The sequence below is a fragment of the Vibrio sp. TMPB1044 genome, from assembly GCF_030442075.1.
GTDB classification, from domain to species: domain Bacteria; phylum Pseudomonadota; class Gammaproteobacteria; order Enterobacterales; family Vibrionaceae; genus Vibrio; species Vibrio satsumensis.
This window is the reverse complement of the sequence record NZ_JAUJED010000019.1, coordinates 183,398-198,411: the sequence shown is the minus strand read 5'-3', so window position 1 is coordinate 198,411 and position 15,014 is coordinate 183,398. Positions and strand designations below refer to the sequence as shown.

The 15,014-nt window shown below is 44.5% G+C and carries 16 protein-coding genes; 3 read left to right on the top strand and 13 right to left on the bottom strand.

From position 1 onward, the window contains the following. Window positions 1–65: 65 nt before the first annotated feature. Both QQ041_RS12825 and QQ041_RS12820 read left to right on the top strand, forming a co-directional pair. The gene (locus tag QQ041_RS12825; protein WP_146491207.1) at window positions 66–1,265 is read left to right on the top strand and encodes an MFS transporter; all 1,200 of its coding nucleotides are present in this window, start codon (window positions 66–68) and stop codon (window positions 1,263–1,265) included. Window positions 1,266–1,350: 85 nt separating this feature from the next. Next, the gene (locus tag QQ041_RS12820; protein WP_017096948.1) at window positions 1,351–1,917 is read left to right on the top strand and encodes a DUF1415 domain-containing protein; all 567 of its coding nucleotides are present in this window, start codon (window positions 1,351–1,353) and stop codon (window positions 1,915–1,917) included. Window positions 1,918–1,945: 28 nt separating this feature from the next. Here QQ041_RS12820 and QQ041_RS12815 read toward each other — a convergent pair whose 3' ends face one another. Then, window positions 1,946–3,016 carry a diguanylate cyclase gene (locus tag QQ041_RS12815; RefSeq protein ID WP_285954117.1) on the bottom strand — a complete coding sequence of 357 codons (1,071 nt, stop codon included), beginning with the start codon at window positions 3,014–3,016 and terminating at the stop codon, window positions 1,946–1,948. A 213-nt stretch (window positions 3,017–3,229) separates the two neighbouring features. Here QQ041_RS12815 and QQ041_RS12810 point away from each other — a divergent pair, with 213 nt between their 5' ends. After that, window positions 3,230–3,805 carry a nucleoside triphosphate pyrophosphohydrolase family protein gene (locus QQ041_RS12810; RefSeq protein ID WP_017059167.1) on the top strand — a complete coding sequence of 192 codons (576 nt, stop codon included), beginning with the start codon at window positions 3,230–3,232 and terminating at the stop codon, window positions 3,803–3,805. 121 nt (window positions 3,806–3,926) lie between these two features. On the opposite strand, the gene QQ041_RS12805 is transcribed toward QQ041_RS12810, so the two are convergent. The 12 genes from QQ041_RS12805 to QQ041_RS12750 all read right to left on the bottom strand — a co-directional run bounded on the left by QQ041_RS12805 (window position 3,927) and on the right by QQ041_RS12750 (window position 14,701). Next, window positions 3,927–4,415, bottom strand: coding sequence for a GNAT family N-acetyltransferase (locus tag QQ041_RS12805; protein ID WP_285954116.1), 489 nt, complete (start codon window positions 4,413–4,415; stop codon window positions 3,927–3,929). A gap of 280 nt (window positions 4,416–4,695) precedes the next feature. Next, a complete protein-coding gene (locus QQ041_RS12800) occupies window positions 4,696–4,875 on the bottom strand; it encodes a hypothetical protein (protein ID WP_285954115.1) in 180 nt (59 codons plus the stop codon). 498 nt (window positions 4,876–5,373) lie between these two features. Beyond that, on the bottom strand, window positions 5,374–5,733 hold the full coding sequence (locus QQ041_RS12795; RefSeq protein WP_285954114.1) for a DUF6559 family protein: 360 nt from the start codon (window positions 5,731–5,733) through the stop codon (window positions 5,374–5,376). Window positions 5,734–5,825: 92 nt separating this feature from the next. Then, window positions 5,826–6,584, bottom strand: a complete 759-nt coding sequence (gene btuD, locus QQ041_RS12790; RefSeq protein ID WP_285954113.1) for a vitamin B12 ABC transporter ATP-binding protein BtuD — start codon at window positions 6,582–6,584, stop codon at window positions 5,826–5,828. After that, entirely contained in the window at window positions 6,571–7,566 is a 996-nt protein-coding gene (gene btuC / locus QQ041_RS12785) for a vitamin B12 ABC transporter permease BtuC (RefSeq protein ID WP_019824084.1), read from the bottom strand. The genes btuD and btuC overlap by 14 nt, the downstream gene beginning before the upstream one ends. 135 nt (window positions 7,567–7,701) lie before the next feature. Further along, window positions 7,702–8,730: a succinylglutamate desuccinylase gene (locus QQ041_RS12780; protein ID WP_285954112.1), complete on the bottom strand. Its 1,029-nt coding sequence runs from the start codon at window positions 8,728–8,730 to the stop codon at window positions 7,702–7,704. Between the two features lie 278 nt (window positions 8,731–9,008). Next, entirely contained in the window at window positions 9,009–10,805 is a 1,797-nt protein-coding gene (locus QQ041_RS12775) for a M3 family oligoendopeptidase (protein ID WP_285954111.1), read from the bottom strand. Window positions 10,806–10,939: 134 nt separating this feature from the next. Continuing rightward, a complete protein-coding gene (cobC, locus tag QQ041_RS12770) occupies window positions 10,940–11,557 on the bottom strand; it encodes an alpha-ribazole phosphatase family protein (protein WP_285954110.1) in 618 nt (205 codons plus the stop codon). A 9-nt stretch (window positions 11,558–11,566) separates the two neighbouring features. Beyond that, window positions 11,567–12,169 carry a bifunctional adenosylcobinamide kinase/adenosylcobinamide-phosphate guanylyltransferase gene (gene cobU, locus QQ041_RS12765; RefSeq protein ID WP_285954109.1) on the bottom strand — a complete coding sequence of 201 codons (603 nt, stop codon included), beginning with the start codon at window positions 12,167–12,169 and terminating at the stop codon, window positions 11,567–11,569. A 9-nt stretch (window positions 12,170–12,178) separates the two neighbouring features. Beyond that, window positions 12,179–12,985: an adenosylcobinamide-GDP ribazoletransferase gene (locus tag QQ041_RS12760; protein ID WP_285954108.1), complete on the bottom strand. Its 807-nt coding sequence runs from the start codon at window positions 12,983–12,985 to the stop codon at window positions 12,179–12,181. Further along, window positions 12,985–14,031: a nicotinate-nucleotide--dimethylbenzimidazole phosphoribosyltransferase gene (gene cobT / locus QQ041_RS12755; RefSeq protein ID WP_285954107.1), complete on the bottom strand. Its 1,047-nt coding sequence runs from the start codon at window positions 14,029–14,031 to the stop codon at window positions 12,985–12,987. The genes QQ041_RS12760 and cobT overlap by 1 nt, the downstream gene beginning before the upstream one ends. Window positions 14,032–14,089: 58 nt before the next feature. Then, window positions 14,090–14,701 (bottom strand): flavin reductase family protein, encoded by a 612-nt coding sequence (locus QQ041_RS12750; protein WP_285954106.1) that lies wholly within the window; start codon window positions 14,699–14,701, stop codon window positions 14,090–14,092. Window positions 14,702–15,014 lie beyond the last annotated feature (313 nt).

Here is a 15,014-nt window from a genome sequence, read left to right as displayed (position 1 = left end):
TTAATCACACTTGTGCTGATAACTTGTTCACAAATAGCTTACTAACTCGTGCAGGCACAACGTAAATGTTTGATAAAGGCAGTCCTCAATACAAACGCATCACCCAATCATTAGCGATTGGCTCGTTTATCATTTTCTGTAACCTTTACCTCTTTCAGCCAATCTTGCCGCACATGGCGGAGCACTTCCAAGTATCTGAAACTCAAATCAACTGGCTGTTTGCTGCAACAACACTTGGGCTCTCCATCAGTTTGGTGCCTTGGGCAATCGCTTCTGAAACCTTTGGCCGAAAACCCATCATTCTGTTCAGTCTGTTCGCTATTCCTTTAATTGGATTGAGCATGGTGTTCACAACTACCCTACTACAACTGGTTATTGCTAGAGCACTCATGGGAATTGCTGTTGCGGCATTCGCTGGTGTGGCGGTTGCCTATATGGTCGAGGAGTTATCACCCAAAGCATTCGCAGTCGCGATTGGTGGTTATATTGCGGCTAACTCACTAGGCGGTATCTTCGGGCGTGTATTGGGTGGCTTGATTACGGATTATTTCGATTGGCATGCGACAGTTTTGTTTTTCGTTGTCGGCTCTTTGCTTGGCGCACTCTATATTGCGTATAGCCTGCCTGACCAACAAAACTTCAAACCACAGAAAGGGCTGTTCTTTCACCATAACCGTTCTGTAATGATGCACTTAAGAAACCGTACCTTGTGGCTCGCGATGTTAGTTGGTGGGGCTAACTTTGCCCTGTTCGTAAACCTGTATTCAGTAATGGGCTTTAGGCTAGTATCCGCACCTCATTCAGTGCCTGTGGGTTTAGCATCGCTGATATTCTTATGTTACTTGGCCGGAACAGTGAGTTCTAAGCTCTCAAACAAATGGACACTTCGTTTCGATCCGTTAAACGGTATATTGATGGGCGTGTGCATTAGCCTAATTGGAATGCTGGTTTCTGCCGTCGACAAAGTCCCGTTCATGTTAGCGGGCTTGTTATTGATTAGTGGCGGCGCGTTCTTTGCCCACACTCTAGCCTACTCTTGGGTGAGTCAAAAAGCACCGAGCGCCAAAGCGACAGCAACGGCACTTTACTTAGTCCACTACTACATCGGCGGCAGTTTAGGTGGTTTCTTACTCTTATATTGCTGGCAGTTGTTTGGTTGGAATGGCGTGATTGCGGGCGGTTCAATCTTCTATGTCGCGATATTTGCTTGGGTCTACCAGTTGAAACAGCTACAAGTATCGGCGTCCAAACTCGCACAAGCATAACTACGGCTGAGTTTGTAACTCAATTAGTGCTTTTGATTAACGTCCGTTCTGATATCCTACGCAAAATTTCATTTCGGAACCTGTTATGTCGAACACTCAAAGCACAGATCTTCAAACCATCCACGACCAAGTAAAACAGTGGTTAGATGATGTCGTTATTGGTCTAAACCTGTGTCCATTCGCAGCCAAGCCACAACGTAATAAACAGATTAAGATCTTTGTGAGTGAAGCGAATACGGAAGAAGCGTTGTTGGAAGACATCATGACGCATTTCGTAGAGTTAGATAACACGCCAGTCGCTGAGTTAGAAACAACGCTGGTTGTCGTGCCAAACATGCTGCAAGATTTCTTTGACTACAACATGTTCATTGATTGGATTGAAGCATTGATCAAGCAAGAAGATTGGGAAGGTGTTTACCAAGTGGCGACCTTCCACCCAGACTATTGCTTTGGTGGCGCGGATCCAGAAGACGATGAAAACCTAACGAACCGTTCTCCGTATCCGGTTTACCATTTGATTCGTGAAGCTAGCATGGAAAAGGTGTTAAAGCATTACCCTAACCCTGAAGCAATTCCAGATACTAACATCGCTAGAGTTGAATCTTTAACGCCAGAAGAACGTCGTAAACTGTTCCCTTACCTGTTCAGCTAATAGTTCAGTTAATCGCTAACATGCTGGCTCATATTCCTGAGCGCTCTTGATGATATGGACGAGAAATGAACTGATCTCGTCCATTTTGTTTCGCAATATACAGACATTCATCGGCAACTTTGATTAGCTTATCTAACGCCGACATCCTTTCCCCTTTGGTATCCCCTGTGCTCAACTCAAAATGACACGCACCGATTGATATAGTGACAGGCTTTCTATCCAGTGTGATTTTCTTCATCTTTTGCAAAAGAGTCATGAACTTATCTTCAACACAACTTGGTGTTTTATTTGGATACCAAAGAATGAACTCCTCACCACCAAAACGCGCCACAAACTCACCTTCTTGGGTATTATTGTTCAGTACGCTTGCCACTTTCTTTAATACAACATCACCCATTTGGTGACCATAAGTATCATTAACCTGTTTAAAGAAATCGATGTCTACAACTGCCAAGGTTCCCTTCCCTAAAGATCCTTTTAACTGCTCCACTTCTGCGTTCAACGTTTTGAACAAGCAACGTCTATTTGGCAAATGTGTCAGAGGGTCATACAGTGCTTGGTACTCCAATTTCTCATTCAGTTCTTTTAGCTTTCGTTCTTGCTGTCTTCTAACCAGTTCCACTTCGATCCATGAAGCCATTAACCTCATAACGTCGATGTCGAACTCTTTAAACTCACGGTGATAAGGGGCTGGGCTTGAGAAGTTTAAGGTGCCATAAAGCTCATCATTAACGAAGATCGGGATGCCAATGTAAGACTCTAAACCAAAAGATTGGTAGGCAGGGTGAGTCGCATACTTATCATGTTTACCGCAATGCTCAATGCAGATAGGACCAATCGATTTACAAGTAATTTCGCAATAGGTAGAACGATAATCGAAGGTATCTCCGCTATTGAGCTCAACCTCTTCAGGTGTTACGCAGTGTTCAACCAAATAAGTATTACCATCGACTTTGGATAAGATTCCAATATCTAGATTGAAGCGTTCAAGCCCCATGATAAGCAGCTGAACGATCTGGCTATCGAAGCCCTTTCGATAATCATTGGTGATTTGATACAAGCGTCGTATCACAATTTCACTTTCACTGGCTTGGTTCATAACTGGGATCCCACTGCTGCCGAGTTTAATGACAACATCAATATTTGGTATATTTAGAAGAGTAAAGGGTAATAAAACATAATAATCAATTGGTTTGTATGCAAAATACCTCATTGGTCCAATGAATAAAAGTCGACTTCTTCGACTTTGCGTTAGCACCCTATTCCCGCCTTTGTTAAAATGCCCCATTAACGAAACAGAATGGATAGGAATATGAACCTTTCTCAACTAAGCCAAGAAATCTACGATCACCTTTACCGCGACATTGAAGAGTTCCGCAGCACTTTTGATCTGCCTGTTGCTGCTCCTGAAACAATGGACGAAAAAGGCGATACGCTACACACCTCTCTAGCGATCGAAGAACTAACAGAACTTGCAGAAGCTGACTCTAAAATCGAACAAGCGGACGCTATTGTAGACAGCGTTTATGTTTTGATGGGACGTTTGGTTCACCTTGGTCAAGCTAAGGTAGAAGACAACCTAGCAATCAGCTACCTGATCGATCTACTGTTGAATGTTTCTAAAAACCGCTCAATCGATTTCCTACCTTGCTGGGATGAAGTGCACTCAAGCAACATGAGCAAAGTGTGCCGTAACGAAACAGAATACGCAGAAACTGAAGCTTTCTATGCTGAGCAGAACATCAAACTGATGGCGGTTCAAAAAGGCGAGTACATCATCGCGAAGTGCGCGGAAGACTTCGTATCTGAAGGCAAAACCGTTCGCCAAGGTAAAGTACTAAAATCTGTACATTACCGTCCTGCGAACCTTGAGCCTCTAACGGCTTAAGCCAGGTTAAGACTGGTTGTTTAATGCGACCAACGGACTAAAATAGCAAACGCCACGTTTAAATAACGTGGCGTTTTATTATCTGTCAGTTAATTCTAAGTGTGTTAATTGTAGCTAAATGCTATACCAGTCGCGCCATGTGGTAAGCCGCCACATATTCGCCATTTCTAAAGGCAAACCCAGCAGACTCCCCTTCAATGACAAAACCAAATTTCTTATACAGGCTGATCGCTCTTTCGTTATCGGTATACACCGTTAACTCCATTCGCTTGATGTTAATCCAGTTATCACACAAGTCGATTGCTGTTGCGAGCAGTTGGCTACCGACACCTTTGCCTAATGCATCGTCTTTAACACCCATACCAAATGAAGCAACATGACGCCTTCTCGGGTTTACACACACTTCCATTCCCAAGTTGCCAACAATCTCATCGTCGATCATCGCGACATACGAGTACACGTTGTCGGGAATATTAGAGATTCGTTTTTGCCAGCTTTCAAGAGACGGATTTGGGAGTTGCAGCGTACCGGTATAAGCATTAGTGCATTCGTAAACTTCTTTGATTCCCTTTGCATCTGACGGTTCAGACCGTCTCACTATAATACTCATCGCAACTCCTAATATTTCTTCGCTAAATATGAAACACATCCTTAATGTGCACCTAGACACACTATCAAATAGTAAATAATTAACAATAGGTTAGATGAAATTGTTTTTATTGGGGCTGATGTGGGGAATGTATGTGGATGATCTGAAGAAGTACATTTGAGGAATCAAGGTTAGTTAAACTGGAGGTAATTCGATATGGGCACCTCGGGTGTGCCCACACCGACAAATCTATGGTGTTAGTTAGCTTTGGTTCATCATGATCTAACTAATTCTGTTCTGGTTAATCACGCTCACATTGAACTTGAATGACTTTAAGGTCTGTTGCATTTAACTTCTTAGCTAACGCTGCACCTTCTTGGTTACACTCTTCAAGAGTCGTAAATTGGGTATTGATATCCATTTCAGCAGTGCTATCCGCACCACCGATCATTAGGCTTAGAAGTAGTGTTAGTTCGTACATAAGTCATTCCTCTTTCGGAGTTTCAAAGCATCCATTCGAATAAGATACAGTGACTAGAACCACTCCTAGTTCACTTGTTTCGTTTGAGATAATTCTACTCAGACACTTGATTTAAGGCTTACCATTTTACGCCAAGTGACGACAAACTAAGCCTAAAAAATAGCACTACATCATTGTAGTGCCATTTACATTTATATGAGTATTGACTAAGTCCTAACTAGACCGACGCCGTAACAGTTTATGAAAGTTAGTTGGTGTAGAGAACAACTTCACCACCTAGATAAATCGCAGATGTGCATGAACTGGAAGGAGGTTTATCTAACTGAAAAACATGAGGTTTGCCCAGAAAAGAAATAAAGCAGTTACTGGTTGTTAAAAGGATTTTAGGCTTGTTTAATAGATGGGTTTTAACGAATAGAGAATGGATGAAAAGGAGCTTCTCGTTAAAATAACGATTTTAACGAGAACAATACCGGAAGAAATAAGTGGTATCAGGCTTTAATAGCGGCTATTCATGCCCATACGGTGTGACATGTCATCGTCCATGCGACCGCCCTTCCAGCCTCTGCCACCTAAAAGGTTTAGAACGTCGCGTGCGTTGTAGCCTTCACCACCAAAGAAATCGTTAGATACATCATTTCTCAACAATTGAATGGTGGATGCCAGCTCAGCATCGAGATTCTGTGGATCAGCAAACAACGCCAATGCAATTTGTTGTTGGCGGTTGCTCAGCTCTTTAGAACTCGTTTCGACTTGTCCGATAGAGAAGAAGTCACGGCTTCCGTAGCTCTTTACCATCTTTGCAGATAGCAGCTTAATCACCTTTTTGATTCTTCGTCTTTGGATGTATCTAAACATATTTGATCCCTTTACTAGCTCGTCTTTAACCCAATAATCAGCTGAACCAGATGACCTTTTTAGCAAATACTCTTTCTAGCCAAAAGCCCTCTCTAACCAAACAGCAGATAGGTTTGATTATCGACTGAGATACTTTTGACTTCGGTATTGAACACCGATTCTAGTTGTTCTGGAGTAAGCACTTGATCAGCTGTACCTGATGCTTGAAGTACGCCTTTATCGAGCAGCAACACCTGGTCGGCGTGTCTTAAGGTGCGATTCAGGTCGTGGTTGGCCATGATCACGGTAATACCCTTCTCCGCCACTCGTTCAATAAGCTTGTACAATAAGGCTTCTTGAGCAATATCCAGCGGAGCTGCGGGTTCATCGAGGATCAATAGCTTTGCGTAAGGATTAAGCGTCGGCCAAATTTGCAAGCACATTCCCGCCAAACGGACGCGTTGCCATTCACCACCAGACAGTGTCTGAATTGAGCGATGAAGTTTGTCTGTGATGTCCAACATCTGGCTTATCTCTTCCAAAGCTGCGTTGATTTCAGTATCAAGGCCGTGTGATGAACTTGGTAATGAGAGCGCGAGATATTGGAACACTTCTAAGTTGAAAGCAGGTCTTGCACTTTGACAAAGATAAGCACGATGCAGTGATAAATCTTGTAGAGACAGTTCCGACAAATCCTGCCCGTCGATCTTTATATCGCCTTTGTAACCATCACTAATGCCAGATATCGATTCGAGTAAGGTACTTTTACCGCTGCCATTCGGGCCGATAACGTGAGTCACCTGCCCTTGCTTGAGCTCAAATGATAGGGGTAATAAACGAGCGCCGACGCTCAGGCTCTTAATTTGAATCATGATTTTTAATTAACATCCAAATGAAGATAGGTGCACCGATACTTGTGGTCATCACACCCAAAGGCAGTTCTGCAGAATCGAGTAATGTACGCGCGCAAATATCAGCAAACACCAACAATGCAGCGCCAGCAACGGCAGATAAAGGAAGAAGGTATCGGTTATCGGTACCAATCGCTAAACGCAATAAGTGTGGCACAACCAAGCCAACAAAGCTGATTACGCCGCCTAATGCCACCGCGCAACCGACTAAAATAGACACAGCGAAGATTAAGCGCCAACGCAGTTTAGGCACGTTCACACCCAGTTGCGCAGCATGAGTCTCGCCAATCATCAACTTATCCAACTTGCTACCTTGCAGGCACAGCCAAATAATCACGGGAATCATGACTAACGTGAGCGAGTGTTGATACCAAGTGACGCCACCCAAGCTGCCCATCAGCCAGTACATCAATAAACGTAGACTGAGGTCATCACTAAAATAGAACGCCCATGTCACCATCGCGCCAGAAAGAATGCCTAACGCTACCCCCACCAGCAGTAATTTAGCCGTGGTGAGTCGCATCGTTTTTACCATGCTCACCAGAATCACGGTGAAACAGAGCGAACCTAAAACGGCGGCAATCATGAACAGTTCTGGAGTCGGAGCAAACGGCAAGAAGAACAGTACAATCACCATCGCCAAGCTTGCGCCACCAGAAATGCCAAGCACACCAGGTTCTGCTAATACGTTACCCAATAAGACTTGTAAGCTTGCGCCAGATACGGCTAACCCAGCCCCGATAGCAATCGCTGCTAATAATCGAGGTAAGCGTAAATCAATCAGTAGTTTTTGTTCTAACGTGGACAATGTGCCCAGAGGTGAAATGAAAAGATCGCCAACCATTAGGTAAATCGCACTCAGCGCGACAAGCAGTGCTGCCATCAGATAAATGGCTCGGGTCCATTTGCGCTGTTTTTGGTGAAGAAGTTGTTGGAAATCCATATCAAGCTACTTTGAAAATGTTCGCGTAACCTTACCTGTATCCCCAAATAAACTCAAGGCTCACACCGTAATGTGAACCTTGATATTTCAACCAGTTGAGAGGCTGTTTTGAACAAACAAAACAACGCCTAGGTATTAATCGTACACCAACTGACCATGGTCGAATCGAGTTTCAACTTCGCACACCATTAAGGCAGCTCGTTGACCGATAGCAACGTTTCGATTCGGGAACACGACGGCTTCGTTTTCATTCTTCGCCATTAATGGCTTATCACCATCATGACCGAACACTTCACCGTGTTTGAACGCCGTAAAGTTCTCAACGGCATCAGAGAACATGAAATCAAAGTCATCGTGCAAACGAACTATGGTTCGGCTTACGCGATAAGTAATGGTTTTCTTTGGTAAATGCTCTGGTTCTATTTCAGCAATCAGATTGCGCATCGCCAAATCGAAAGCAGTAAGCTTATCAAGCTGGTTCTCACCAATTCTTGCTACCTGCCCTAACTCCATTGTCAGTGCTTGCGCTTCAAAGTTTTCAGCGCTGTACCAGCTGAAGGTGCTCGTTGGCGCATTCGACAACAACACAGCTTCAACGTGCGCACTGTTGATAAAATCGAACAAGGCCTTGCTACGTACTTCGTGGCGAACCTTAGGGCTCACGGCAAAAGAGTAATGCTTAGATAAACGGATTGCACAGTGCAGGTCTAAATGCCAGCGAGTGGCAGGTACCGTTTCTTTGTAAAACTCCGTAACCAAGTACTTTAGATTCTTCGCGATATCCACTTCTCGATTACTCTCGTGCTGCTTATCATCAAACAGACGATTCATATTCACATCAAGAAAACGAGTATGCGCGTTGGTCGCTTCAGGGTGTGCGATGATGAACAAACATCTTGCTGTCACCACTTGGAAGCCAGTTTCAATATCCTCAATGAGCTTATCAATCAGCTCCATTGGTGAGGTTTCGTCGCCATGAACACCGGTTGAAAATATGATGTTCTTGGTTTCGGAATTATACTCCGCGGGAATCACTTCCAATACACCGCGTTGATGAAGCTTAATTTGAACACCGTTAGTCAGTACGGTCTGTCCTGCAACCACTTCTTGCTCAAGATCTAGGCTGTCAAAAAGAAATGATTGGCGAAAGAGGGTCTTCGTCATGCGCTACTCCTTAATTGCACGGCCGTATGTTAATAAATTGTACATAGAAATTGTGTTGCTAGGATCGCACTTATCAATAGAAACTCCGTTATCACTCACAAATACTACCCATATATTTTTATATTACCTGCTGACTTTACTAACCGACATCTGTTCCAAATAACTTTCTCTATTTAAAGCAACTTTTGGCTGTCTCAGCTTTTCTCAAGTCATGTCAGCAAGATAAGAGCCACGTAAGCTAACACAGCTCTTACCTGCCATGAACAGATTGAGATCAATTAATCTTCCTGATCGAGCAATCTTTCAAATTCATCGATTTGAACTTTGACCATGTCGATGCTTTGTTGCCAAAAATCAACTTGAGTCAGGTCCATTCCTAAGTGCTTTTGAACGACTTCTTCCGCCATCATGCTGCCCGTATCACGAAGCAACGAAACGTAATCGCTGTAGAACTGCTCACCTTTCGCATCGCGCTGAGCGTAAACACCTTTACTGAACAGATAACCGAACAGGTATGGATAGTTATAAAAGCTCACTTGAGAGATGCTGAAGTGCAGCTTGCTCGCCCAGAAGTAAGGGTCAGCTTCTGTCATTGCCTCGCCGTACCACTCTTTCCAAGTGGTTTCCATCAGGTCACACAGCTGCTGAGCCGTGAGCTCGCCTTTTTCACGCTGCTCGTAGAAGGCTTTTTCAAATTCGAAGCGAACGGGAATATTCACCATTAGTGCCAAAGAAGAAGAAAGCTCTTCCCACAGCATTTCAAGTTTCTCATTACGTGTTTGTGCTTGTTGTAACAAGTGGTCACGAACGATGTTTTCAGCGAAGATTGAAGCGGTTTCTGCTAGTGTCATTGGGTAGCGAGTTTGACACAACGGCATGTCTTTCATTACCCAGTTGTGGAATGCGTGGCCCAACTCGTGTGCCAGTGTCATTAAGTCAGAGCGGCTACCACTCCATGTCATGAACACAAGCGGGGTGCGTGTCGCAGCAAATTTAGTGCAGTACGCACCTAGACGTTTATTGGCTGCTGGAGCGGCATCAATCCAACCGTTCTCAACCATTAATGCGACGAAATCAGCCATCTCTGGATTTACTTCAGCGAAGGCGGTTTTAATCACTTCGATCGCTTCATCAAATGGATAAACCTTAGATTCGCTGTCACCGAGTGGTGGCATCGCTGCTAAATGGTTCCAAGGCTTCATTTCATCGAGCCCGTGAACCTTTGCCATTAATAGACCCGCTTTTTGCCCAACCTCACGATTAGCTTTAGCGACAGACATCATGGTGTCTAACGTTTCAGGCACAATGCGACTGCCGTGTAGGCTTGGATCAAGGAAATGCACATCGCTAATTTTCGAGCGCTTTTTGTTTTCTGTCAGTCGCCACCCAGCCAATGCATTTAGGATCGAAGCAAACGACTCTTGATGCGTCTTCATTGCGCCTTGAACGGCACGCCATGCCGGTTCTTGTTTGTCGAATTCGCTGCCATACAACAAGCTCGCCGCTTGAGAAAAGCCCAGAGCTTCCTCTTCACCGTCCAGCTTTAGTGACAGCTTTAAAGAACCGGTTAGGTTGTCGTATAAACGCCCCCACCCATCACGGCCATCAACCTTCATAGCCGCTAACAACTGCTCTTCAGCAACACTGAGTCGGCTGCTTGATAACTTACGAGAACTTTCAATCGCAAAACGTTGCCCTGCTACGTCCGCACTCTCATGCTCTAATACTGCATCAATAAACTCTGGTTCTGCATGAATTAGTGTGTCTTCGTAAGGACTAAATGCTTGAGACATTTCAGAGTTCAATTTGGCAACTCGACCAAGCAGTGCTTTGGCTTCTGTGTGCGTCGCGTCTACCGATGCGTGGCAGTTAGCGAAGGTGTTGATCGTGCTTAGTAGCGTGCCAGCCGCTTCAGAAGTCTGAATCGCGTTTTGCATCGCTAGAATAATGTGACGCTTTTCAACGTGTAGGTTCAACAGCTCAATGCACTGCTGAATGAGTTCAATGTCCTGTTCGATTTTTGCATCATTAAGATCGCTATAAGCAATGCTTAGATCCCAACTTGGTGTTGTCATGACTAAATTCCTTTCACGTAGGTAGTAATACCAATCAGGTATAGCGGCTGTGAACACCGCTTTATACTTCTATTTATATTTCTATTTACAGTTCTAATAGATTGTTAATTCTTAAAACTGTGTATTTTTAACACTCAGAGAATAGGCAACCCTATCGATTTAACGCTGATAAAGCTCTGTGCAAACTGAGTGACTTGAATATGGGTTATTGATGCATTCTCTATCGATAACTTCGAGTACAAGCTCGGATTTTTCCAATCAATATCAAGGCAATGCGCCAATAACATTCGAATAACGCCACCATGAGTAACCAACAATAGATTGTCACTTGGATTGTTCAAAAGTTGCGACCAAGCTTGAGTTACTCTGTTATGGAAGCTCTGTAAACTTTCCGCACCAGTCAGTTGATGATTTGCGGGATCTTGCCAAAAAGTGTCTAACATCGCCCACTTGTCTTCAAGTTCATCAAATGGGACACCATCAACTTCACCGAAATTCATTTCTTGGAAATCAGGAGCGACTGACAAAGGCACCGACATGCGCTCTGCATACAGGGTTGCCAGGTCACTGCATCGTCTTAATGGTGAGGTAATAACACCATCGAAAGCGATATCATGCTCAGCCAACGCATCACAAATCTGTTGTTGAAGGTTTGGGTTAACCAACACATCAGATAAACCATTGAGTGCAGCTTTTCCTTCAACCTTGCCATGTCTCAGTAAATAGATATTTTTGGTTGTTCCATTGACCATGAGTGCGACCTAGCCTTGAGTATCAAGCAAGTGATTAGATGGTTTTAAGTGCAGCGGCAATCCGGCAGCGACCAGTGTGACGCGTTCAACGACGCAAGCTAGCGCTTGGTTCATTCTCCCTGCATTGTCCACAAACAAGCGCGACACTTTACCCAATGGCACAACACCTAAACCGACTTCGTTAGAGACCATGATAATTTGCGCAGGGCTTTGCTCGACGCTTTGCACCAATAGTTCCACAACGGCTTCAACCTGTTCATTGGTTGTGTCATCGCCCAGTTCAAAGATGATGTTGTTCAGCCAGAGTGTTAGGCAGTCAATCAGTACTACATCATCTTGATTAAACGACTGCAGTTTCGTAGCCAATTCGACAGGCACTTCATGCTCAATCCACTGTTTACCGCGACGCTCTTTATGATGGGCGATTCGTTCTCGCATTTCGTCGTCCAAATAAGTGGCTGTCGCAATATAGTTGAGGCGTCCATTTGAACATGCTTCAAGCGCACATAATGCTTGTTGCTCTGCAAAACTCGACTTGCCAGAACGAGCCCCGCCTAATATCAGATGGCAGTTTCGCTGCTTTGTTTGATTAATTTGATTCGTGTTCGTCATAGGAAGCCGTTATAGAAAGCCATTGTAAAATGCAGTAATGAATACAAGGTAAGTCAGCAACTCAATCAACTGTTGAGCTGCCCCCAAGCAGTCGCCAGTAAAGCCACCAATACGTGCGATTAACCACTTTTTGAAGCCCACTCTAAACAGGTAAGCAATCACAACTAAAACACACGTAAACGCCAACCCAAACCACAAACTTGGTAACAGACCAACCAACATAAGGAAGACAAGTTCGCCCTTGGTTTGTTTATTGGCTAGAGGCTTACTCTTACTTGTATCCAGATCGCTAACGTAAGGCATGTCGTAAATCAGCGATGCAGCAATCGCGCGACTAAAGGTATAACTGGTAACGATAACCATAAACAGAGCAGTCATGGTGACCAGTTCATTCAAAAGAATCCACTTACCAAGCAAAGCCATGATAAGCGCAGACGCGCCATATGTGCCGATACGGCTATCTTTCATGATGGTCAAACGGCGTTCGAGCGTCATTCCACCACCAATGCCATCCGCCATGTCGGTCAACCCGTCTTCATGGAAAGCACCGGTGAGCATTAAGCTAAAGCTCATCATCAAAAAGATGGCGACTGCACTCGGCAGTATGGCATCGAGCAACAAGAACACACCGCCACACAACACACCAAGTAACAAACCAACCATTGAAAAGTAGCGACCCGAACGATTCATTCGCTCTGATGAATAGGACGTGTTCTTTGGCATTGGCAAGCGAGAAAAGAAACCCATCGCCAGCGCAAACAGCTCCCACTGATAAGTGACTCGATCTTTCAACGATCTTTCTGGTACATCACTCATTAAACCGTGACTCCAGCACTTTCGAAGCTCGCCATATTGTTATAAAACTCTGCAGCCGCACGAACAATTGGCATGGCTAAAGCAGCACCCGTGCCCTCGCCTAACCTCAATCCAAGATCAAGCAACGGTTCAGCGTCGAGCAGCTCTAGCAAAATCTTGTGACCAGACTCTTCAGAGCGATGTGCAAAGATCATATAGTCACGGCAGTTCGGTTCAATTAAGGTCGCAACATAAGCTGCAACCGACACGATAAAGCCATCGACTAATACTGGCGTTTTGTTCTGGTAAGCACCAAGGAAACCACCGACCATTTGAACGATTTCATAGCCACCGACTTGTGCTAGTACCTCTTTAATATCTTTAACTTCTTTCGCAGCTAAACCTTTGCAACGAGCAACACCTTGCTCAACCACAGCCACTTTACGTGCAAGCTGTTCATTGTTGATGCCAGTGCCTAGGCCAACACACTCATCTGCAGACCGATTCGCTAACGCACTTAAGATCGCAGATGCGCTGCTGGTATTTCCGATGCCCATTTCACCAAACATGATGATATTGGTTCCATTTGAAATGGTTCTAGAAATAAGTTCTGTACCCAGTTCAATCCCACGCTCAACCGTTTCGAGGCTCATTGCCGCTTCATTGGCAAAGTTATTGGTTCGTGTACCTAAACGCTGAGAGATCAACATGCCACTGTCTGATTCCACAGGCAACAATATCCCCGTGTCGACTACCGTGATATCGATATCACTCACCGCACAGAAGCAATTTATCGCCGCGCCGCCGTTTAAGAAGTTCAGCACCATCTGTTGTGTCACGGCACTTGGAGCAATACTCACACCTTCATCGGCTATGCCATGGTCGCCAGCAAATATGATGATACTTGGCTTATTCAATTCGATGTGCTCAACCGCAGTTTCTTTGCCTTGGCTCTGAATCAATGCCAGTTTATGTGCGACTTTTTCTAGTAAGCCAAGCGCACCGAGCGGTTTGGTTTTTTGGTCAATTCGGTGTTGGATGTACTGCGAGTATTGGGTATCTAACATAGTTTTTAAAAACGCTTATTCTGGGTACGTTGATTTAGGAGCTACTACTTAGGGATTATTACTTAGGGCGTGCGACAGAGAACACATTGGAAAGCGTCGCGTATTCCCCCCCACCAAGTCGAGATAAAGGATCCAGTGCTAGTGCATCAACCTTCAAGCGCTCACTCTCTTTATCGATCACATCTTCGGAAATGTACACGGTTTCAACTTGAGCAAAGATGAGACTTTGCGGTACTTCACCGACTTCTTTAACTTCATACAATGTGCAACCAAACGCCACAGCACACTCCTTCACTCTAGGTAAAGAAAAGCCTTCAAATTCAACCAACTCGATATTATTCGCGGTTACTTCAGACTCACCATGATCGAGCGTGGCTGCTGTCGCCGTCATCACCTCGGCAGAACTGGCTGACGCGATATGAATGACCAATTTACCCGTTTCAAGGGCATTACGGGTGGTATCTTTGATTTCGCCCGATGGCTTTTTCCCAACCGATAGCATCAGTAGCGGCGGGTTGCTGGAAACAGGCGTGAAATAAGAGAAAGGCGCTAGGTTGTACTCTTGGTCAGAAGATTCCGTCAATGCCCACGCTATCGGGCGAGGAACAACGGTTTGTGTCATCAGGTGATAGATCTGAGTGGGAGCGAGAGTATCAAGCTTGAGGTTCATAGCACGTCCTTGGTCTATGTGAATTACGACTCAGTTTACGTGTTAAGCAATGCTGTATCTATGCCTAATCAACCGAAATCGCAGAGAGTGTTCTTAATTTAATCAGTTCAAGAGCACTTTTTCTCAAATTGAGAATCAAAAAACACAACAGGGTTTCGTATCGAACACCACCAAAGCTAAAAATCAATAACTTATGTTTTGGCACCGTTTATGCTTTATTTAAAGTACTTGTTGATCTCTCCATTGATAAGTATCCATACAGTGAACACCCACACTATTAGCTACAAAATGCAACACCAAGCAACACAACCGG

Coding starts and splice junctions, on each gene's coding strand:
- QQ041_RS12825 (WP_146491207.1), top strand. CDS start 66: ATGTTTGATAAAGGCAGTCCTCAATACAAACGCATCACCCAATCATTA.
- QQ041_RS12820 (WP_017096948.1), top strand. CDS start 1,351: ATGTCGAACACTCAAAGCACAGATCTTCAAACCATCCACGACCAAGTA.
- QQ041_RS12815 (WP_285954117.1), bottom strand. CDS start 3,016: ATGAACCAAGCCAGTGAAAGTGAAATTGTGATACGACGCTTGTATCAA.
- QQ041_RS12810 (WP_017059167.1), top strand. CDS start 3,230: ATGAACCTTTCTCAACTAAGCCAAGAAATCTACGATCACCTTTACCGC.
- QQ041_RS12805 (WP_285954116.1), bottom strand. CDS start 4,415: ATGAGTATTATAGTGAGACGGTCTGAACCGTCAGATGCAAAGGGAATC.
- QQ041_RS12800 (WP_285954115.1), bottom strand. CDS start 4,875: ATGTACGAACTAACACTACTTCTAAGCCTAATGATCGGTGGTGCGGAT.
- QQ041_RS12795 (WP_285954114.1), bottom strand. CDS start 5,733: ATGTTTAGATACATCCAAAGACGAAGAATCAAAAAGGTGATTAAGCTG.
- btuD (WP_285954113.1), bottom strand. CDS start 6,584: ATGATTCAAATTAAGAGCCTGAGCGTCGGCGCTCGTTTATTACCCCTA.
- btuC (WP_019824084.1), bottom strand. CDS start 7,566: ATGGATTTCCAACAACTTCTTCACCAAAAACAGCGCAAATGGACCCGA.
- QQ041_RS12780 (WP_285954112.1), bottom strand. CDS start 8,730: ATGACGAAGACCCTCTTTCGCCAATCATTTCTTTTTGACAGCCTAGAT.
- QQ041_RS12775 (WP_285954111.1), bottom strand. CDS start 10,805: ATGACAACACCAAGTTGGGATCTAAGCATTGCTTATAGCGATCTTAAT.
- cobC (WP_285954110.1), bottom strand. CDS start 11,557: ATGGTCAATGGAACAACCAAAAATATCTATTTACTGAGACATGGCAAG.
- cobU (WP_285954109.1), bottom strand. CDS start 12,169: ATGACGAACACGAATCAAATTAATCAAACAAAGCAGCGAAACTGCCAT.
- QQ041_RS12760 (WP_285954108.1), bottom strand. CDS start 12,985: ATGAGTGATGTACCAGAAAGATCGTTGAAAGATCGAGTCACTTATCAG.
- cobT (WP_285954107.1), bottom strand. CDS start 14,031: ATGTTAGATACCCAATACTCGCAGTACATCCAACACCGAATTGACCAA.
- QQ041_RS12750 (WP_285954106.1), bottom strand. CDS start 14,701: ATGAACCTCAAGCTTGATACTCTCGCTCCCACTCAGATCTATCACCTG.